This is a genomic window from Streptomyces sp. NPDC050619 (assembly GCF_040654815.1).
GTDB lineage: Bacteria > Actinomycetota > Actinomycetes > Streptomycetales > Streptomycetaceae > Streptomyces.
In genome coordinates, this window is record NZ_JBFAIR010000049.1 from 13284 (window position 1) to 32182 (window position 18899).

14 protein-coding genes and 4 pseudogenes are annotated in these 18899 nt (G+C 68.6%); 15 read left to right on the top strand and 3 right to left on the bottom strand.

From position 1 onward, the window contains the following. The first annotated feature begins 89 nt into the window (after window positions 1–89). Window positions 90–944, top strand: a complete 855-nt coding sequence (locus tag AB0I77_RS47190; protein WP_363289136.1) for a CocE/NonD family hydrolase — start codon at window positions 90–92, stop codon at window positions 942–944. Beyond that, entirely contained in the window at window positions 835–1764 is a 930-nt protein-coding gene (locus AB0I77_RS47195) for a CocE/NonD family hydrolase (protein WP_363289179.1), read from the top strand. The genes AB0I77_RS47190 and AB0I77_RS47195 overlap by 110 nt, the downstream gene beginning before the upstream one ends. A gap of 37 nt (window positions 1765–1801) precedes the next feature. Here the strand turns inward: AB0I77_RS47195 and AB0I77_RS47200 are convergent, their stop codons facing one another. Next, window positions 1802–2368 (bottom strand): hypothetical protein, encoded by a 567-nt coding sequence (locus tag AB0I77_RS47200; protein WP_363289137.1) that lies wholly within the window; start codon window positions 2366–2368, stop codon window positions 1802–1804. Here AB0I77_RS47200 and AB0I77_RS47205 point away from each other — a divergent pair. The 13 genes and pseudogenes from AB0I77_RS47205 to AB0I77_RS47265 all read left to right on the top strand — a co-directional run. Then, window positions 2358–2651, top strand: a complete 294-nt coding sequence (locus tag AB0I77_RS47205; RefSeq protein ID WP_363289138.1) for a hypothetical protein — start codon at window positions 2358–2360, stop codon at window positions 2649–2651. The two genes, AB0I77_RS47200 and AB0I77_RS47205, sit on opposite strands and share 11 nt — an antisense overlap. A 359-nt stretch (window positions 2652–3010) precedes the next feature. After that, on the top strand, window positions 3011–4756 hold the full coding sequence (locus AB0I77_RS47210) for a CocE/NonD family hydrolase (protein WP_363289139.1): 1746 nt from the start codon (window positions 3011–3013) through the stop codon (window positions 4754–4756). Next, window positions 4753–6396, top strand: a complete 1644-nt coding sequence (locus tag AB0I77_RS47215; RefSeq protein WP_363289140.1) for an AMP-binding protein — start codon at window positions 4753–4755, stop codon at window positions 6394–6396. Before AB0I77_RS47210 ends, AB0I77_RS47215 begins: the two co-directional genes overlap by 4 nt. Then, on the top strand, window positions 6393–7199 hold the full coding sequence (locus tag AB0I77_RS47220) for an enoyl-CoA hydratase/isomerase family protein (protein WP_363289141.1): 807 nt from the start codon (window positions 6393–6395) through the stop codon (window positions 7197–7199). The genes AB0I77_RS47215 and AB0I77_RS47220 overlap by 4 nt, the downstream gene beginning before the upstream one ends. Then, window positions 7196–7954, top strand: a complete 759-nt coding sequence (locus AB0I77_RS47225; RefSeq protein ID WP_363289142.1) for an SDR family NAD(P)-dependent oxidoreductase — start codon at window positions 7196–7198, stop codon at window positions 7952–7954. Before AB0I77_RS47220 ends, AB0I77_RS47225 begins: the two co-directional genes overlap by 4 nt. Before the next feature lie 81 nt (window positions 7955–8035). After that, window positions 8036–8944, top strand: a complete 909-nt coding sequence (locus AB0I77_RS47230) for an NADPH:quinone oxidoreductase family protein (protein WP_363289143.1) — start codon at window positions 8036–8038, stop codon at window positions 8942–8944. 141 nt (window positions 8945–9085) lie between these two features. Continuing rightward, complete coding sequence (locus AB0I77_RS47235; RefSeq protein ID WP_363289144.1) at window positions 9086–9748, top strand: TetR/AcrR family transcriptional regulator; 663 nt, start codon at window positions 9086–9088, stop codon at window positions 9746–9748. A 1082-nt stretch (window positions 9749–10830) separates the two neighbouring features. Further along, a pseudogene (locus AB0I77_RS47240) lies at window positions 10831–10947 on the top strand (IS630 family transposase); the annotation flags it as partial. A gap of 603 nt (window positions 10948–11550) precedes the next feature. Then, on the top strand, window positions 11551–13062 hold the full coding sequence (ltrA, locus tag AB0I77_RS47245) for a group II intron reverse transcriptase/maturase (RefSeq protein WP_363289145.1): 1512 nt from the start codon (window positions 11551–11553) through the stop codon (window positions 13060–13062). Between the two features lie 147 nt (window positions 13063–13209). After that, window positions 13210–13749 (top strand): annotated as a pseudogene (locus tag AB0I77_RS47250) (PP2C family protein-serine/threonine phosphatase); the annotation flags it as partial. A gap of 191 nt (window positions 13750–13940) precedes the next feature. After that, window positions 13941–15554 carry an IS1182 family transposase gene (locus AB0I77_RS47255; protein ID WP_363289146.1) on the top strand — a complete coding sequence of 538 codons (1614 nt, stop codon included), beginning with the start codon at window positions 13941–13943 and terminating at the stop codon, window positions 15552–15554. 37 nt (window positions 15555–15591) lie between these two features. Beyond that, window positions 15592–16004, top strand: a pseudogene (locus tag AB0I77_RS47260) (ATP-binding protein); the annotation flags it as partial. A gap of 301 nt (window positions 16005–16305) precedes the next feature. Next, window positions 16306–16862 (top strand): annotated as a pseudogene (locus AB0I77_RS47265) (transposase); the annotation flags it as partial. Between the two features lie 159 nt (window positions 16863–17021). On the opposite strand, the gene AB0I77_RS47270 reads toward AB0I77_RS47265, so the two are convergent. Continuing rightward, on the bottom strand, window positions 17022–17207 hold the full coding sequence (locus AB0I77_RS47270) for a hypothetical protein (protein WP_363289147.1): 186 nt from the start codon (window positions 17205–17207) through the stop codon (window positions 17022–17024). Window positions 17208–17509: 302 nt separating this feature from the next. Further along, a complete protein-coding gene (locus tag AB0I77_RS47275; RefSeq protein ID WP_363289148.1) occupies window positions 17510–18874 on the bottom strand; it encodes an alpha/beta hydrolase domain-containing protein in 1365 nt (454 codons plus the stop codon). Between the last annotated feature and the right edge of the window lie 25 nt (window positions 18875–18899).

The window sequence follows — 18899 nt, forward strand, 5'->3', positions numbered from 1 at the left end:
CATCGCCATTCACCCCGCGCATCCGGGTGTGACGATGCCGGGTTCGCGCGCAATATCCCATAACAGCAAACTGTGAAGGAGGCCGGCACATGGACGTGACGGTCGAGCACAATGCCCCTGCCACCATGCGCGACGGCACCGTTCTCCGGGCGGACGTCTACCGGCCCGCCACGGGCGGTCCGTACCCCGTGCTGCTTTCCCGTCTGCCCTACGGGAAAAGCGTCCCGAGGTTCGTCGCCCTGCTCGACCCGCTCGCGCTGGCCCGGTCGGGCTTCATCGTCGTCATGCAGGACACCCGAGGCCGGTACGCCTCGGAGGGCGAGTGGGAGCCGTGGACGTACGAGGCGGACGACGGCTACGACACCGTGCGCTGGGCCGCCGCCCTCCCGGACTCCAACGGCCGGGTCGGCATGATCGGGATGAGCTACTTCGGCAACACCCACTGGACGGCCGCGCTGTCCAAGCCGCCGGAGCTGACGGCCATCGCCCCCCAGATCACCTGGTCCGACCCGCACGACGGGCTCTTCGGCCGGGGCGGGGCCGTCGAGCTGGGGCTCACCATGCCGTGGTCGCTCCTGCAGGGGATCGACACCTTGATGCGTCGGCATGCCGACGACCCTGCCGCCCTCGGACCCGCCCTGGGGGCCCTGGTCCACGACGTGGACCAGCTCAGGCCGGCCACCTACTGGGAACTTCCGGCGGGCCGCCACCCGGCCTTCCAGCGCCATGAGGTCCCAGAACTGGGCTTCGAACACGCGCTGCGGGACCCGCAGTGGAGCGCGGCCTGTTCGGGTGGCGGGACGCCAGGCGGAGGTCGACCTGCCCAGCCTGAAACTGGGGGGCTGGTACGACGTCTTCTGCCAGGGCACGCTCGACAACTTCGCCGAGAGCCGCGCCGCGGGGCACCCGGCCACCCTGATCATGGGCCCTTGGACGCACACTGACCACACCGGGCAGGTAGGCGACGTCAACTTCGGGTTGGCCGCCGGTATGGACCTCATAGGCTTCCGCGGCCGGTTCGTCGACCTGCAGGGTGCGTGGTTCAAGCAGTGGCTCGCCCCCGAGACCAATGCGGCGGGGCTGGGGCTGCCGCCGGTGCTGCTGTTCGTCATGGGGACCAACGAGTGGCGCGAGGAGCAGGAGTGGCCGCCGGCCCGGGCCGTCGACACGGACCTGTTCCTGCGCGCCGACGGTGCCCTCGCCTTCGACGCCCCCGGGGCCGGCGAGAGTGGTGACACGTACGTCTACGACCCGGCCGACCCCGTCCCGACGACGGGCGGCGCACACAGCATGTTCTCCAACGAGTTCCCGCCGGGGCCACTCGACCAGGCCCCCGTGGAGGCCAGGTCGGACGTCCTCGTCTACACCACTGAGCCCCTGACCGAGGCCCTGGAGGTCACCGGCCGTGTCCGGGCCTTCGTCCACGCGGCGACCGACGCCCCGTCGACGGACTGGGTGGTCCGACTGTGCGACGTCGACCCCGAGGGGATGTCCCTCAACGTCGTCGACGGGATCTTGAGGGCGCAGACGACACCCGGCGAGTTCGCCGAACACGCCGTCGACCTGTGGTCCACCAGCTACGTGTTCCGGGCCGGCCACCGCCTGCGCGTCCACGTCACCTCCAGCAGCTTCCCCCGCTGGGACCGCAACCTCAACACCGGCGAACCCATCGACAGCGGAACGGACTTCCGCCCAGCCCACCAGGAGATCGCGCACGACACCGCCCGGCCCTCCCGCCTCGTCCTCCCCGTCATCCGGTCGTGACGCGCAGCCCGGAGCAGCGTCCAAACCTTCACCTGGTTCAGAGACGTGAACCAGCTTGCCGCTCCAGGTGAGGGCGCCAGATTTGTGGCATCTCTGGCACAACCTCGCCGAGGTCGTGAAAGTACTGGTCAGCAAGCACAGTTCCTGCCTTCGCGCGCCGACCCCCGCCCCGGAGGCACGCCCTGAAGTCCTGCACCCGCCAGTCTCCCACGCGGGCCGGCTGGCCGAGCGGGCCCGGCAGCACCACACCGCCGTGCACGAACTCCTCGGTCAGGGCCTCAGCATCCGGGCCGTCGCCCGCCGCCTCGAACTGTCCCGGAACACCGTCCGGCGCTATGCCCGCGCCGTCACCTGGGAGGAACTGGCCACAGGCCGCTGGCAGAACCTCCCCAGCACCCTGGACCCATACAAGCCCTACCTGCACCAACGCTGGCACGAGGGCCTCCACCGCTTCCGCCGCCTGAAGGTGACCGGCTGGATCACCCGCAACCCCGACCGCATGAACGACGACGACCAGCAGAAACTCAAGGACATCCTGGCTCGCTGCCCCGAACTCGAAGCAGCCACCGGACACGTCCCGGGCCTTCGCCGCGATGATGGCCATCCGCAGCGCGAGCCGACTGCCCGAGTGGATCGCCGCGGCCCGCGCCGACGTGAACCACGGCCTGCGCGGCTTCGCCGACGGCCTGCTGGCCGACCTCGACGCCGTCATCCTCGGGCTGAGCACGGAGTGGAACTCGGGCTGCGTCGAGGGCAGAGTCACGGACATCAAGCTGCTCAAGCGACAAATGGGAGGCCGAGCCGGATTCCCCTTGCTCCGCAAGCGCGTCCTACTCGTCGCCGCCGACCGCCGACAACACAGAGCTACGAACCAGACGGCTCACTGATCGGCCTCACGGAAATCTTGACTGAGCCAGGATTTCGAGCGACGGCGAGATGAAGAACCGGAAGAGCAGTGCCTGGGCCCGCTGCTCATCGGCCGGACGGCCACCGGGACGTCGTCTCCAGGGCCCTGCTGGGGGCTGCCACCTCGCCTGTCCCCGTCCGGAAGCAGCCCCTCGACCGCGGCGGCATCGAAGAGCTCGCACGAGGCGCCACTCATCGACATGCCTTGCGGACCTTGGAGCCCACGCCGAATTCCCGTCGTGAACCGCAGGAAGCTTCCTACAGTAATTGACAGGGTACGAACGTACCTCTTAACGTACCCACATCCAGGACGACGCCGGCAGCTCAACGAGGAGCACCGATGCAGCACCTATACGACATAGATGTCCAGGTTCCGATGCGTGACGGCGTAGCCCTGGCCGCCAACCTGTGGCATCCGGCCCAGGGGGAGGCCCCGACGCTGCTGGTGCGCATGCCGTATGGCAAGGACGTGATGAGCTTCGGCCAGTCAGCCATCCCCGACCTCCTGGCTCTGGTGGAGGCCGGCTACGCGCTGATGGTGCAGGACTGCCGGGGAACCCACCGTTCGGAAGGCGAGTTCGTTCCCCATATGGCCGACCGGGCCGACGGCGAGGACACCGTCGCCTGGATCGCCGACCAGCCGTGGTCGGACGGCACGGTGGGTATGTACGGGCCCTCCTATCTCGGGATGGTCCAGTGGGAGACCGCGGTGACCGGTGTCCCCGCCCTCAAGGCGATCGCGCCGGCCTTCACCTCGATCGACAACTACGAGTCGCCCTGGTACGGCGCGGGCGGTGCGCTCTCACTGAGCCTGGTCACGCTGTGGAACGCCATGATGTACGCGGCCGACGCGCAGCGGTCCCTGGCGGCCGGCGAGGGCTCCGTGGACCAGGTGCAGCAGCTCGGTCGGGCGGCCCTGTTCTCCAAGCCGCTCAACGAGGTGCTGCCGACGGCGGAGGTTCCGGTCCTGGCGGCGTACGGGAAGTGGTGGGACGACTGGATGGCCCACCCGTCCCACGACGCCTACTGGGATGCCATGGAGCTCACGCCCGAGCTCAAGAACGTCACCGCCCCGGCGCTCAACATCGGCGGCTGGTACGACCTCTACATCGGCCAGACCGTCCGCACCTACACCACCGCCCGCCAGAAAGCAGGCAGTGCGCAGGCGCGCGAGGGGCAACGGCTGATCATCGGTCCGTGGGACCACATATCCACGAGTGGCGTCTATCCCGACCGCTCCTTCGGCCCGCTGGCCAGTGCCCAGATGCTGGGCCTGACCGGCCTGCACGTGAAGTTCTTCGACCGCTGGCTCCGCGGCGACACCACCGCTCTCGACGACGTGGCGCCCGTGAAGATCTTCGTCATGGGCATCGACCAGTGGCGCGACGAGCAGGAGTGGCCGCTGCCCGACACGCAGTGGACCGACTTCCACCTCACGAGCGCCGGACACGCCAACACAGCAGGCGGCGACGGTGCGTTGACCACCGAGCCACCGACCGGGACCGGGCACGACACCTACCTCTACGACCCGCGCCGCCCGGTCCCCACGGCCGGCGGGGCATCCATGCCGGTGACACCGGAACTCTGCGGCCCGGTCGACCAGCGGACCGTCGCCGGCCGCGAGGACGTCCTGTGCTTCGCAGGCCCCGTGCTGGAGGAGCCCGTCGAGGTCACCGGTCCGGTCAGCCTCACCCTGTTCGTGTCCTCCTCGGCGGCGGACACCGACTTCACCGCCAAGCTCGTCGACGTCTTCCCCGACGGCAAAGCGATCAACCTGTGCGACGGCATCCTGCGCGCCCGCTACCGAGGCGGCCTCGCCACGGAAGAACTGATGGAGCCCGGCACGGTCTACGAGATCACCGTCGACATGACCGCCACCTCCAACGTGTTCCTTCCCGGCCACCGCATCCGCGTGGACGTCTCCAGCAGCAACTTCCCCCGCTACGACCGCAACACCAACACCGGCGGCGTCATCGCCCGTGAGAGCGAGGAGCAGATGATTCCCGCCGTCAACCACATCCATCACGGGCCGAGCCACCCCAGCCGTCTGGTCCTGCCCGTCATCGACCGCAAGGACCAGCGATGAGCGCCGCCGACCGGGTCGCCGAACTGACCGCGACCTTCGCGGCTCCTTCCATAGACGTGGCCTGGCTGCTGTGCGACCAACACCCCGCCGACCGCGTCGCGTTCACCGTCGTCGACGGTACCGGTGAGCCCTCCGAGCTGTCCTTCGGAGAGCTCGCCTCGGACTCCCACCGCTGTGCGCGGGCGCTGCAGGGGCTCGGCGTCGGTCCGGGTGACAGGGTGGCGACCCTGATGGGCAAGGGCACCGACCTGGTCACCGTCATCCTCGCGATCTGGCGGCTCGGCGCGGTCTACGTCCCGCTGTTCACCGCGTTCGCGCCCCAGGCCATCGCCCTGCGCCTGGAAGGCTCCGGTGCGCACGTGGTGGTCGTCGACCCGGACCAGCGCCACAAACTCGACCCGGGCCCCGACATGCCGGACGACCCCCGGCGCCGCATCGTCGTCACCGGAACAGGCGCGTCCCGTGGTGACGTGTCGCTGGCCGACCTCGTCGCCGCCGCGTCGCCGGAGCCGGTGCCCGCCGTCGCCACGAGCGGGGACGGTCCGCTGGTGCACATGTTCACCTCCGGCACCACCGGCAAGCCCAAGGGGGTCATCCACCCCGTCTCCTACATCGCCGGATGGCAGGTCTACCTGGAGTACGGCCTGGGTGTCACCCGGGACAGCAGCTACTGGTGCGCCGCCGACCCCGGCTGGGCCTACGGGCTGTACGCGGCCATCGTCGCTCCGCTGGCCGCCGGGATCCCCAGCCTGCTGCTGGCCGGCGGATTCACCCCGGAGACGACCTGGCGCACCCTCCTCGACCACCAGGTCACCGACTTCACTGCCGCCCCAACCGTGTACCGGGGACTGCGCTCCTCGTCGGTGCCGGTGCCGCAGGGGCTGCGCCTGGAACGGGCGTCCAGCGCGGGGGAACCACTGACTCCCGAGGTCAACGAGTGGGCCGGCTCCGTGCTCGGCCTCGCCGTGCACGATCACTTCGGCCAGACCGAGGTCGGCATGCCGTTGGCCAACCACCACCATCCCGAACTCGCCCGTCCCCTCAAGGCCGGATCGATGGGCCGGCCGCTGCCCGGCTGGAGCCTCGCCGTCCTGGCCGACGAGAAGGACGAGCCCGCCGAACCAGGCGTGCTCGGCCGGGTCGCGATCGACGTCGCCGAAAGCCTGCTGATGACCTTCCGCGGCTACCAGATCGCAGGGCAGAGCGGCGCCAAGTTCACCGCCGACGGCCGCTGGTACCTCACCGGCGACGCCGGGCGCATCGACGCCGACGGCGACTTCTTCTTCTCCTCCCGCGACGACGACGTCATCATCATGGCCGGCTACCGGATCGGACCGTTCGAGATCGAGAGCGTCCTCGCCCAGCACCCCGCCGTCGCCGAGTGCAGCGTCATCGGCGCACCCGACCCCGTCCGCGGCGAGGTCATCGAGGCGTACATCGTCCTCCGCGACGGCCACGACGCCTCTCCCGAACTCGCAACCGAACTCCAACTGCTGGTCAAGACCCGCTACGCCGCCCACGCCTACCCGCGCACGATCCACTTCATCGACGCCCTGCCCAAGACACCCAGCGGCAAGACCCAGCGCTACCTGCTGCGCAGTCGTCGCCGCACCGAACTCACCACCCCGGAGCCACGTTGACCGACACCGAACCTCTGCTCGTCGAGGGACCTTTGCTCGTCGAGCAGCGCGGCCCCGTCCGTTGGTTGCGGCTCAACCGCCCCGAGCGGCGCAACGCCCTCGACGTCACCCTCGTAGAGGCCCTGGACAAGCAGATCACCAGCGCCGAGGCCGATCCCGGCACAGCGGTCATCGCGGTGGCAGGCAGGGGGCCGAGCTTCTGTGCCGGCGGGGACTTCCACCAGTTCCTGGAGCTGCACGACAGGGGCGACAATCCGGTCGGCTTCCTGGCCGACGTATCGGCCTGCTTCAGCCGCGTCGCGGCCAGCCCGAAACCATGGGTCGCGGTGCTGCACGGTCACGCTGTCGCCGGGGGCCTCGAACTCGCGCTGGCCTGCGATGTCGTCGTCGCCGCCGACACCACGCTCATCGGCGACGGCCACGTCATGCGGCGGCTGGTACCGGCCGGCGGGTCAAGCGTCCGGCTGCCCGGCGCGGTCGGACGCGGACTGTCGCGCTGGCTCCTGCTCACCGGCGAACTGCTGCCCGCGACCGCTTTCGCGCACACCGGCTGGATCCGGGAGATCGTGCCCGAGGCCGACCTCGACGCCGCCGCCACCCGCGTCTGCCGGCAACTGGCGGACCGCAACAGCCCCGCCCAGCAACGGCTCAAGACGCTGCTGCACCGGATCGACGGCATCGCGCCCGAGCACGCCCTGCGCGAGGAACTGGCCACCTTCGCCGACAACTGGTCGGCGAGTTCGGTGGCCGACGCCCTGCGGGCCTTCCTCGCTCCCCGGACCACGAAAGCAGACACGAAGTGAACCGCTACCACGGACGCGTCGTCGCCATCACCGGCGCCGCGCAAGGTCTCGGCCTCGCGATGGCGACCCGGTTCGCCGCCGAGGGCGCCACCGTCGCCCTAGCCGACGTCAACGAACAGGCGCTCACCGACGCCGCCGGGACCATCACCGACGCCCACGACGCGAAACTCCGCACCGACGTGGTGGACGTGACCGACTCCGCGCAGGTCAACGTCTGGATCGAGGGCGTCACCGCCGATCTCGGCCGCCTCGACGTGCTGGTCAACAACGCCGGCATCATCCGCGACAACCGCGTCGAGGACATCACCGACGACGACTGGCACGCGGTCATCGACGTCAGCCTCACCGGCGGCTTCCACTGCGCCCGCGCCGCGTTCGCCCCCATGAAACGCCAGGGCTACGGACGCATCATCAGCTTCTCGTCCATGTCATGGCGCGGGAACTTCGGCCAGACCAACTACGTGGCCGCAAAGGCCGGCATCGTCGGCATGACCCGCACCCTCGCACTGGAGGGCGCCCGCCACGGCATCACCGCCAACGCCATCGCCCCCGGCCTCATCGACACACCCATGCTCGCCTCCATGAACGGCCCCGCACGAGACAAACTCACCAACAAGGTCCCGATGCGCCACACCGGCAGGCCCGAGGACATCGCCGAAGCCGCGGCCTTCCTCGCCAGCGAAGCCGCCGGCTACATCACCGGCATCGTCCTCGACGTGGACGGCGGCATCTCCATCGGATCCTCCATCCGGTAGCCGTGAACCCGGCCGATCCGGTTCGCGGTGGTGCAAGCACATGGTGGTCTCCGAGGTGGTCCTTTGGACCGGGAGGTACTGATGCAGGGTGTACTCGTCACCGCGTTCGAGGGTCCTGATGCCCTGGTCGTACGAGAGCTTCCGGAGCCGGAGGCCCAAGAGGGCCAGGTCCTCATCGACGTCGAATGGGCGGGCGTGGTCTTCCCGGACCTCCTGCAGACTCGCGGGGAGTACCAGACACGTCCTGAACTGCCGTTCATCCCTGGCTGGGAGATGTCCGGCACGGTCCGCACGGACGGTGCCGGATTCCGTGCCGGTGACCGCGTGGCAGCTCTGCCGGACAACGTCGACACCCGCCGTGGGGCGGCCCTGCCCCTGAACTACCTGACCGCACATTTCGCGCTCATTCACCGGGGTGCTCTCCGCCCCGGCGAGGTCGTCCTCGTCCACGGAGCCGCGGGCGGAGTGGGGAGCGCGGCCTGCCAGCTGGCCGCGGCGTACGGCGCGCGCGTCATCGCCGTCGTGTCCACCGATGAGAAGGCCGAACTGGCCAGGTCTGCAGGAGCACACGAGGTCGTAGGTGTCGGCGGATTCCTCGACGAGGTCAGGACCCTCACCGACGGCCGAGGCGTAGACCTCGTGGTCGACCCCGTCGGCGGGGACCGCTTCCCGGACTCACTTCGCGCGCTGCGGCACGGCGGGGGACGCCTCCTCGTCCTGGGATTCGCGGGCCGGGGCATCCCCACGGTCAAAGTGAACCGTCTGCTGATGACCAACACCTCGGTGCTCGGAGTCGGGATGGACGAGTACTGGCGGCAGGATCCGGAAGCCGCCCGCGTCTATTGGCAGGAACTCTGGCCCTTGCTGAAGTCCGGCCGCCTGGACCCACCCATCTCGTCCGTCTTCCCCCTGGAACAGGCGTCGGCCGCGCTGAACCACCTGGACCAGCGAAGGGGCCTCGGCCGGACATTGCTGCAGATCGGTGCCTGACGACGCCTGGGAGTGTGGAGTACACGGGCACCCTCCACGTGGGTACGTTAGGTGGTACGTTAGTACCCATAAGGAATGGTCAGCGTGGCCCGGACGGCCACCCGTCGCTCTGGGCGGAGACGCTCATGGGAGACTGCTGCGGTGACGGCCCCAACTGACTCGCGCGACCGACGCCCGCGCCGAACGGCGCGCAGACGGGTCGTCGACACCCATCGGCGGGACGAACTGCTGCGCCAGGCCGAGGCGATCATCCTGACCGAAGGCTTCACCGCGGTGACCATGGACGAGCTCGCCCAGCGACTGGGGTGCTCCAAGGCGACGCTGTACAGCCTCGCCTCCACCAAGGAACAACTGGTGCTGGCGGTCACTCGCGCCTTCTTCCGGGATGCGACAGCCGAGATCGAACTGGCCGTCCAGGCCGAGCCCGACCCCAGGCAGCGGATCCGGGTCTACCTCACCGGCGTCGGCACGGCCATGCGCCGGCATTCCCACGCCTTCTACGACGACATGGTCGGGTACGAGCCGACGGCGCAGATCTACCGCAAGAACTCCGCCGCCGCGGCCCGCCGGGTCCACGAACTGATCGAGGAGGGCGTGCAGGCCGGCGTTTTCCGCGCGCTCAACGGACATTTCGCCGCCCACGTCGTAGCGGTCACCATCGACGCGGTCCAGTCGGGAATCCTCCTGGAGCGGACCGGCCTGACCGCCGGAGACGCCTTCTCCGAGCTCGGCGACCTCCTGCTGGACGGGCTCAGTTCGGGGCAGGGTGCGGCACCCTGGAATAGTGCCGACTCAACCGGATGACGCTGCACTGCGTATGCAGGCATCTACGCCTACGGCGTCGCCGGGTCACCCCCGTGCTGTCGGGGCTCAGTGGTCGGGCCGCCGCTCGCAGAGGGTGGGGGCAGCCAGGTTGGCCAGGTTCGTTTCCAACCCGAACAGCGTGTTCATGACGCGGACGCTCTGACAGAACGTCATCCACAGAACTCGACTATTCAGTCCGGGCCGCGCACAAGCGCCCATGCCCATTCACGGCAGCCTTCACCGCTGCACGGAGGTTCAGTCCGGTCCCTCCCGCGACACCCGAACGGCGCCATTGGCAGCTCTCGCGATATGCCGCGCGAGCAATGCCACCTATCCCGGCCCGGACACGACTCGCTGGAGGACGCACCATCGGTGCTCAACTTCAGGCAGAGCAGGCCGGCAAGAGGACACCTCGTACATGTACTCCGAGCAGATCAGAGTCGATATGCGGCATGGACGGGAGACGGAAACGGCGATACACGTACCCCGGATTCGACCGCGAGGGTTTGTTTATCCGATAAACATAGCCTCTGAGCTGCGGAAATACAGAGCGGCAGACTAGTCGGGCTATACGCCGGGGACAGCTACGTGATTCGTGACAACGGTCGGGAGTACGGCAGCGTCCCGCCTCCGGCGTGAGCAGAACGGGCGGAGTGGCGGGGTTGGCCGGCTAGTTCGACGGCCAGGTGACGGTCTGCCCTGCGGCAGTGACGCTGATCTCGGACCCGTTCCAGTGGCGAAGCACCGTCACCGCGCCAGCGCGTCACGTATGCCTCGACCGCGTCCCACAGCCGGTCAGGTCCGCCCTGCCGGACGATCCACGCGCCGCTGTCCTCGTAGAGCAGCGCCCACGCACCGACGGCAACGTCGATCAGCAGATGCTCGGTACGTCCCTGGGGGGTCAGGGTGACGTGCTGTGCGCGGGGTACGGCGAGTTGGGCGACGAATCGCGTGTTCCAATCGTCCAGCACATGGGGCCCGAGGGGAGCGGTCCGTTCCTCGCCGCTGTCGAGGTCCGGCAACACGCCGAACGGCGGGGGCTGTTGCGGGCGCGCGAGCATGAAGGAGATCTGTCCTGCCAGGAACCGGACTACTCGGCCAAGAAGGCCCGGGTCGAGCATCTCTACGCGATCGCCGACGGCGAGGTCATAGCCGAGGACGGCGAGCCCGAAGTCGTCTTCTGCATGGACGAGTTCGGGCGTGGCCACGAGGCGCTGAGGAATCGTGCGGGAGGAGGAGCCCGCCGCTGGTCATCGCAGTGACCGGTTGAAGCTGGAGGCAGGCTGATCCCCAGGTCGGGGGTGAGGCCGGAAGCAGCCTCGACAACGTAGGGACGGACCGAGACCACCAGGCGGTTCGTGCCCGCAAGCGAAGACGGAATGGGTGCAAGGAAACTGAACCAGTGGTCGAAGCCCCGTGAGTCGTCAGCGGCCTGCCGAATCTGGTGGATGGGCCGCTTTGTGGTGCTGGAGAGCGCCTTGTCCGATGGCCTCTCCTCTCTGGTCGGCCGCGGGTTGGGCGGCCAGTGGCCCGGACCAAGACTGCGATGTGCGGTCCGTGGTGATGCTGCCGGGGTAGAGCTGGGCGCCGACGCCGTCGAAGAGATCCTCGGTGAACGTGGGAAGCGATCCGGTGTCGCCCTCCCTGTCCGGCAGCCAGCCGGGCGGCGGGCAGGCGCGACGCTCACTGATGGCACCGGATCGTGGCGGAGTCGCCGTAGTACTCCGAGGCCGGGAAAGCCGGCTGCATGGGGAAGGGCGACAGCGTGATAGCAGGTGGGTTGCTGTCGGGGAGGAGCGTTGTTGAATAACGATGCGCCGTCTGCTTGGCCGAGCATTTTCGCGGCCGAGCGACGGGTACTCGATCACCAGCTCAAGCTGCACCGATGGGCAAGGGCCGATCCGGACCGCCGGTTCGGCGACGTGTTCAATTTGGTCTGCGACCGGTCCACCTTGCTGGTGGCCTGGGAGCGGGTGTCAGGCAACCGGGGCGCCAGGACAGCGGGCGTGGACGCGGTGACGCGACATCAGGTCGAGGACTACGGAGTGATCCGGTTCCTGGAGGAGCTGCGTTCCTCACTCAAGGACGGGTCCTTCACTGCGCTGCCGGTCAAGCAGGCTGTGATCCCGAAGAAGGGCGGCAAGGTCCGTCATCTGGGGATTCCCACGCTGCGTGACCGGGTCGCGCAAATGGCCCTCAAGCTGGTCCTGGAGCCGATCTTCGAGGTCGATTTCTACCCGTCCAGTTACGGGTATCGGCCTGGGCGTCGGGCCCAGGATGCCATCGCCGAGATCCACCGGCTCACCAGCCTCTCCTATGAATGGGTGGTGGAAGGGGATATCACCGCGTGCTTCGACAACGTCGACCATCACGTTCTGATGGACTTGGTGGGAGAGCGCATCAAGGACCGGAAGGTCCTGCGTCTGGTCCGAGTGTTTCTGCGGGCCGGGGTCGTCGAGCTGCACGGTGGCTTTGCGGACAGCTTGAACGGCACTCCGCAAGGTGGGGTGACCTCCCCGCTGTTGGCCAACATCTATCTCTCCGTGCTGGACCAGCATTTCGCCCGGATCTGGCATGAGGAGATGAGCCCACGATGGCGCAGGCAGTATCGGCGCCGGAGGGGGCTGCCGAACTTTCGGCTGGTGCGTTACGCCGACGACTTCGTCGTGCTTGTGCACGGCACGAAGTCCGACGCGATGGCACTGAAGTCGCAGATCGGCGAGCTGCTGGCCAGCAGGCTGAAGATGACCCTCTCGGTCGAGAAGACGCACATCACCCACATTGACGACGGCTTCGTCTTCCTGGGCTTTCACATCCAGAGCAAGACCCGGGGCGACGGGCGCCGCGTCGTGCTCACCATTCCGGCAAAGCAGGCGCTGGCATCGGTGATGCACAAGATCAAGAAGCTGACGGGGCAGGGAACGACCTCGCTCTCGTTGGCGGAGGTGCTACGGAAGGTCAACCCGGTCCTGCAGGGCTGGGCGGCTTACTTCCGCTACGGCGCATCGAAGAAGACGTTCTCCTACCTCGGCTGGTACGCATGGTGGAGGCTGCTTCTGTGGATTCGCCGCAAGCACCCTCACCTGACCTGGAAGCAGTTGCGGCGGCGCTACTACGGGGCCGACCGCATTGCGGAAGACCGTATGGTCCTCTACAGCCCGGCGAAGATGCGGGTCGAGCGTTACCGCTACCGCGGAGCGCAGATCAGCACACCATGGAACACCGGCGAGGTCGATCCAGACGGAGCACGTTTCCGCCGGACCGACCATGACGACATGGCCTTCGTCGGCAGGGTCAGCGAACACCTCACCTGACTCCTCGGATCATGTGGAGAGCCGGATGCCCGGCCAACGGGCACGTCCGGTTCGGCGGGCGGGGACGGGAAGACCGACACCTGAAAGGGTGCACGGCGTCTCGTCCCCGACCCAACCGCTCAACCTGCAGCCCCACCCCGGCCGGCAGTGGGCCGAACGCGGACGGCCGTCCGCACTCTGGCGGACATCGACCTGACACCCGACGAACTGCTGACCCACCTCGACGACGTGGTCATCCGCCTCCAGCGCGAGGAGGAACGGGGCACCGACGAAATCAGCGCCACCTGCCTCTACGCGGTCTACGACCCCGTCTCCCGCACCTGCTCCCTGGCCAGTGCCGGACACCTCCCGCCCGCCGTGGTGACTCCCCCGACCGCTGACGGCGACGCCTCCGCACCGCGCACGGTCGACTTCCCGCACCTGCCGATCGGCCCGCCCCTGGGCCTGGGCCAACTCCCCTTCGAAACCGCCCAGTTCGAACTGCACCCGGGCAGTCGGCTGGTGCTGTACACCGACGGCCTCGTCCAGAGCCGCTCTCGTGACCTCGAGACCGCCCTCGCACTGCTGCGCGACGTTCTCGCCCGGGCACCGACGTCGCTCGAGGAGACCTGCGACGAACTGCTCTCCGCTCTACTGCCCAGCCGCCCCGCCGACGACATCGCCCTCTTTGTGGCACAAACCGTAGCTTGACTCTGTCGGGGATCTTGGAGTTTCCCGGTGCGGCAGCACGATCGACGGGCATGCTCGGGTAGTTCCGCCGACCGATACAGTTGTCGAGGTGCTCGTTGTCCCTTCGTCCCCGTTCCGGTGAGCAGGTCCCGTCTCTGACTGCGCAGGTTGCGCGGGCGAGCAACCCGGGTGGTACGACGGCGATATGGGTGCGCGACCGGCTGGATGGGCTGTGGTGCGACGAGGACTTCGCCGACTGGTACCCGCGGGACGGGCGGCCGGGTCTCTCGCCTGCTCAGCTGGCCACCGTCTGTGTGCTGCAGTTCCTGCTCGGCCTGTCCGACCGGCAGGCCGCCGAGGCGGTCCGCTGCCGCATTGACTTCAAGTACGCCATGGCCATGGAGCTGGACGACCCCGGCTTCCATCACAGCGTGCTGGCCAACTTCCGAGACCGTCTCGCCGAAGACGACCGCGCCGACCGCCTCCTCGACCTCGCACTGGCCCGTCTCAAGGAGGCCGGACTCGTGCGCGAGCGCACCACGCAGCGCACCGACTCCACCCACGTCCTGGCCGCGGTGCGCGACCTGACCCGCCTGGAGATGGTCACCGAGGCGGTCCGCGCCGCACTCGAAGAAGTCGCCGGCACATCCCCGCACCTGCTGGACGAGCTGGTCGATGAGGACTGGGGGCTCCGCTACGGCCGGCCGGTCCGCCTGGGCAAGAACCCCACCAAGCCCAAGACCAGGATTCTTGCCACCGGAAACGACGCCGTCCGACTCCTGGAACACCTCTACCGGCATGGAGCAGACCGCACGTCCGGTCCTCGTATCCAGGCCCTGCGGCAGATCATGGTGCAGAACTACCACCGTGATGCCGCAGGACATCTGCGCTGGCGCACCGCCGAGAAGGAAGGCGGACCCGGGCTGCCGCCCTCGTCCCGGGCGGTCGTCTCGCCCTACGACACCTCGGCCCGCTACGCACGGCACGGACACATCATCAGCTGGAAGGGGTTCGCCGCTCACCTGACCGAGACCTGTGCTTCCGACGGGCCCAACGTGATCACGGACGTGGCCACCACCGCGGCCACCACCCACGACAGCCAGGTCCTGCCCGGCATCCACACCCGCCTCGCCCGCCGCGGGCTGTTGCCCGCCGAGCACCTGGTCGACGCCGGCTACACCTCCCTGCCCCACCTGGAACAGGCCGCCCGCGAACACCAGGTCACCGTCTCCGGACCGCTGAAGAGCAACCCCACCCGCCAGCACCGCCAAAACGAGGGCTTCGCCCGGGACGACTTCCACATCGACTACGGCCATCAGCAAGTCACCTGCCCCCAGGGACAGGTCAGCGCGGGCTGGCACGGCCCCTACCCGACCTCCTCGCCCACCGCGGCCCCGCTGATCGTGGCACGGTTCACCAAAAGCCAGTGCCGCCCCTGCCCCGCCCGCGCCCAGTGCACCACCACCGCCGACAGCGCCCGCACCGTGGGATTTCCTCCACGAGAGCTCCGTGACCTGCAACTCCGTGTCCGTGCCGAGCAGCAGACGCCCGAGTGGAAGACGCGTTACGCGGTCCGCTCCGGAGTGGAGGGCACGGTCAACGAGTTCGCCCATGGCCACGGCATGCGGCGCTGCCGCTACCGAGGACAGGGAAAGGCCCACATCCAGCACGTCCTGACGGCCATCGCCGTCAACATCGAGCGCCTCAGCGGACTGCCACCGGCCGAGGAAGCACCTACGCCCCGCCGGCCGACTGCCTTCCAGAACTACCTCGACCAGCGCGAGTTACCCCGGCTGAAGTCCTGGCGAACCCTGGGCAGCTGACCTCGGCATTTCCAAGATCCCCGACAGAGTCAAGGTAGCTCCTGACACCGATCGCGTCGCCACATGGGATCTCCCCCGCGACCCGGCAGTCGTCTCCACGGCCCGCGCCCACGCATCCCATCAGCTGACCGCCTGGGGGCTGGAAGAACTGGCCTTCACCACCGAGCTCGTGGTCAGCGAACTGGTGACGAACGCCATCCGCTACGGCAAGAGCCCCATCCAACTGCGGATGATCCTTCAATCCGCCCTGACCTGCGAAGTCTCCGACGCCAGCAGCACCGCCCCGCACCTGCGCCGCGCCCGGGTCTTCGACGAGGGGGCCGCGGTCTGCTCCTCGTGGCCCAGCTCACCGAGCACTGGGGTACGCGCCACAACCGCGAAGGCAAGGTCATCTGGGCGGAGCAGCTGATCCCCACCCCTTCTGCCCAGGCCCCATCCGCTCTGGCCTGAGCTTCTGCGCGAGAACGACCGCACGGTGTCGTAGCCGTCGCTCTCCTCGTACGTCCATGGCTCCCACTTCCCGTCGGTGGCGAACCGCCCGCGGTGTCCTGGCTGACGACCATGAAGCCGCGCCGGGCAGCCGCCACAGGATCGGCTGATAAAAAGCTGCGTCAGATACCGGCGACACCTGCCCGATTCCTCTACTACGACGCAGCCGGCCCAGGTCTGGTCCGTCCTGGGGCGGTGATGACCGCCGACCTTGCGATGGCCGCACTGTTCGGCTTCGGCATGACCGCCCGTTAGTTAGGGCGTGTATCGAGTCGTGATCAATCTGTGGTGGGCATCCTCACGTCGGGGCCTGCCGATCGGCGAGTACGGCCCGTACCCCTTGCGCCTGCGGCAGCAGTTCGAGGGCGTGATCTGGCGGTTCAAGACGGGCGGGCAGTGGCGGGAGATGCCGCAGGAGTTCGGCGCCTGGTCGACCTCCATAACCGCTTCCGGCAGTGGCGTGACGCAGGGTTCTTCGAGGCCCTGCATGAGGGGCTGATCGCGGAAGCCGCGAAGCGGGCGAGGTGGACCTGTCCTTGGTCAGTATCGACTCCCCCACCGCGCGCGCTCACCACGACGCGGCCGGGATGCACCTGGACCAGGGCGTCGTCACCGCTCTGGAGAAGGCCGCTGCCGAGGAAAGTAAGGCCTCGTCAAAGGGGGCGGCCGCGTAGAACAAAACGGGTAGGACACTGGAGACGATCCCGAGCGACGACACATCCGGCGCCGGCGGAAACTCAGACTGAAGGCCGCCCTCCTCGGACGCTCGAGGGGCGCGGACAGGCCAGCAAGGTCCACCTGGCCGCCGACGGCAAGTGCGAGCGCCGGCGGCGCCCGGCGACCTGCTGCGCCCGCACGCACGCCTCCAGATCGACCAGCGCCTCATGCGCGGGTACGACAGACCACCAGACCACACCCACTCCTCGACCGGGTTGATGCGGTTGCGGCCGGTGCCTTTGCGGGCCCGCCGGTTCCACATCATGTGACCGGTACTTCGGATTCGTCAGCACCTCCCACACGTTCGAGGCGGTCCAGCGTCCCGCCGCCGACCCCGGCGTCCACCGGGGTCGGCGGCGGATTCGTCAGGAGATCGGCGTTCAGCCGGTCCGCGAGCTGCGGGTGGCCGAGTTCCTCCGCCACCCGCCAGGCAAAGCACCTGGACACCACCAACCCCTCGACGGGATGGGCCTCCAGCAGCGAGCGCCCTTGGCAGCCTTGGCCGGGTTCGGGTGCCAGTAGCACCTGGCTGTGTACCCGTATGGCGGTTTGCCGATGTTCCAGCCCTCATGGCAGCGTTACTCAAAAGCGGGCGTTTCTATGACGTCCACAGGCGCGGCCCACCGGGGCTTCGGCCCGAGCATGCCTTTCGCCAGCATGGCCTGGGCCTGTGGTCTCACCGACTTGAGGCCGGTACATCCCGGGCCGGAACGTGCATTTACGGGTGAGTGTCGCGGGCGGTCATCGAGTCACTCTCCTTGTGACGGGATTTCGACCTGTTGCGCCTCGCGCCGCAGTTCGTCGGCGTCGTCCGCGAGGTACCAGCCCTCGGCGACGAGTTCGTCCAGTCGGCGGTTGAAGCGCTCGGCGTAGTCGGACGAGTCCCGGTACAGCTGCCGCAGCTTAGCCGCGTCGAACGGCTCTTCGCTGCCGACCGTCAGGTAGCTCGGAGTGCCGTCCGGTGTCGTCGGGTTGGCGCGGTAGGTGGAGTGCGGGACGTCCAACTGGACGCAGCGCACGCCTCCCAGGGTGTTGCCATGCTCATCCGTGGCGAAGTAGCCGTCGGGTCCCACCTCGATGCGTTCGGCGCGGGGCGGCACGGTGCCGTGCGCCACCCACTCGACCAAGTGGTGCAGGCCCATGCCGAAAAGCTCGAAGTGGGGCAGGCTGCTCATCCGCGGACCGAGCGGGACGTCCGGCTCTGCCGCGAAGGTCGCCTTCCACAGCGACACGTCGTTGTAGGGGGCGGGCCGGGTGCCCATGTGCGCGACGGCCGCGAGCTCGTAGAGGCGGTACTGGTCGCCGGGCTTGTCGCTGTCGTCGCGACGGTACTGGCGGCCCTCGTAGCCGGGACGGAACGAGTAGTCGGGCAGGGAGACGTCACCGTCGCTCATGACCTGCACGACCGGCACGCCGACGTCGTGGAAGGCCTCGAAGGGGAAGCCCGACGGGAAGAAGCCGTCGTAGACGGGTGAGCCGTCGGCGAGACGCTGCACGTCGTGGACGTCGCGGATGTAGTACGAGGTCACGCTGCCGGTCTGCGAGTGGCCGGCGAGGATGACGTGGACGGTGTCCGCCTGCGCGAACGGTCCCTGCGACGACCGCAGGGCGGCACCGACCTGGGCGAGGATCGTGCTGGTCGCCCCGTTGCGGCGCTCCAGCTCCGACCAGAACACCCGCATGAGTTCGGGATTGCCGAGGTTCAGGTTCGGGTCGAAGTCCGCCGTGTCGGGCCCCGCGATGCGCAGATCCTCGTAACGCTCGGGGTTGGACGGCTTGACGTGCATGTCGAGCGTCGTCTTCTGGGCGGTGATCTCCACCCAGGCGTGGCCCGAACGCATGATGTACGGGGCGGTGTAGAGCCAGACCGGCGCGATGCCGTGGACGTGCAGCGGCTCCGCTATCACGGTGCCGCTGAAACGGGCGGCGTCCCGGGGCCGTCGTACGCACAGCGTCGTGGCGTAGGGGTGACCGTCCGCCTCACCGGCGGCGATCCACTCCTCCTCGACGTAGTCGTACGCGTCGAGCGGGGGAACATGGCTGCCGTAGGGGGCGAACGTGGCCGAGCCGTCCGCCGGCGATCGTCGCAGGACAGCGGGGGTCACAGCTTGCATGGCGCTCCTCGAAGGGCGTGTGGGG

What these genes read in the sequence shown, in the direction of transcription:
- AB0I77_RS47190 (WP_363289136.1), top strand. Translation starts at nt 90, where the DNA reads ATGGACGTGACGGTCGAGCACAATGCCCCTGCCACCATGCGCGACGGC.
- AB0I77_RS47205 (WP_363289138.1), top strand. Translation starts at nt 2,358, where the DNA reads ATGATGGCCATCCGCAGCGCGAGCCGACTGCCCGAGTGGATCGCCGCG.
- AB0I77_RS47200 (WP_363289137.1), bottom strand. Translation starts at nt 2,368, where the DNA reads ATGGCCATCATCGCGGCGAAGGCCCGGGACGTGTCCGGTGGCTGCTTC.
- AB0I77_RS47210 (WP_363289139.1), top strand. Translation starts at nt 3,011, where the DNA reads ATGCAGCACCTATACGACATAGATGTCCAGGTTCCGATGCGTGACGGC.
- AB0I77_RS47215 (WP_363289140.1), top strand. Translation starts at nt 4,753, where the DNA reads ATGAGCGCCGCCGACCGGGTCGCCGAACTGACCGCGACCTTCGCGGCT.
- AB0I77_RS47230 (WP_363289143.1), top strand. Translation starts at nt 8,036, where the DNA reads ATGCAGGGTGTACTCGTCACCGCGTTCGAGGGTCCTGATGCCCTGGTC.
- AB0I77_RS47275 (WP_363289148.1), bottom strand. Translation starts at nt 18,874, where the DNA reads ATGCAAGCTGTGACCCCCGCTGTCCTGCGACGATCGCCGGCGGACGGC.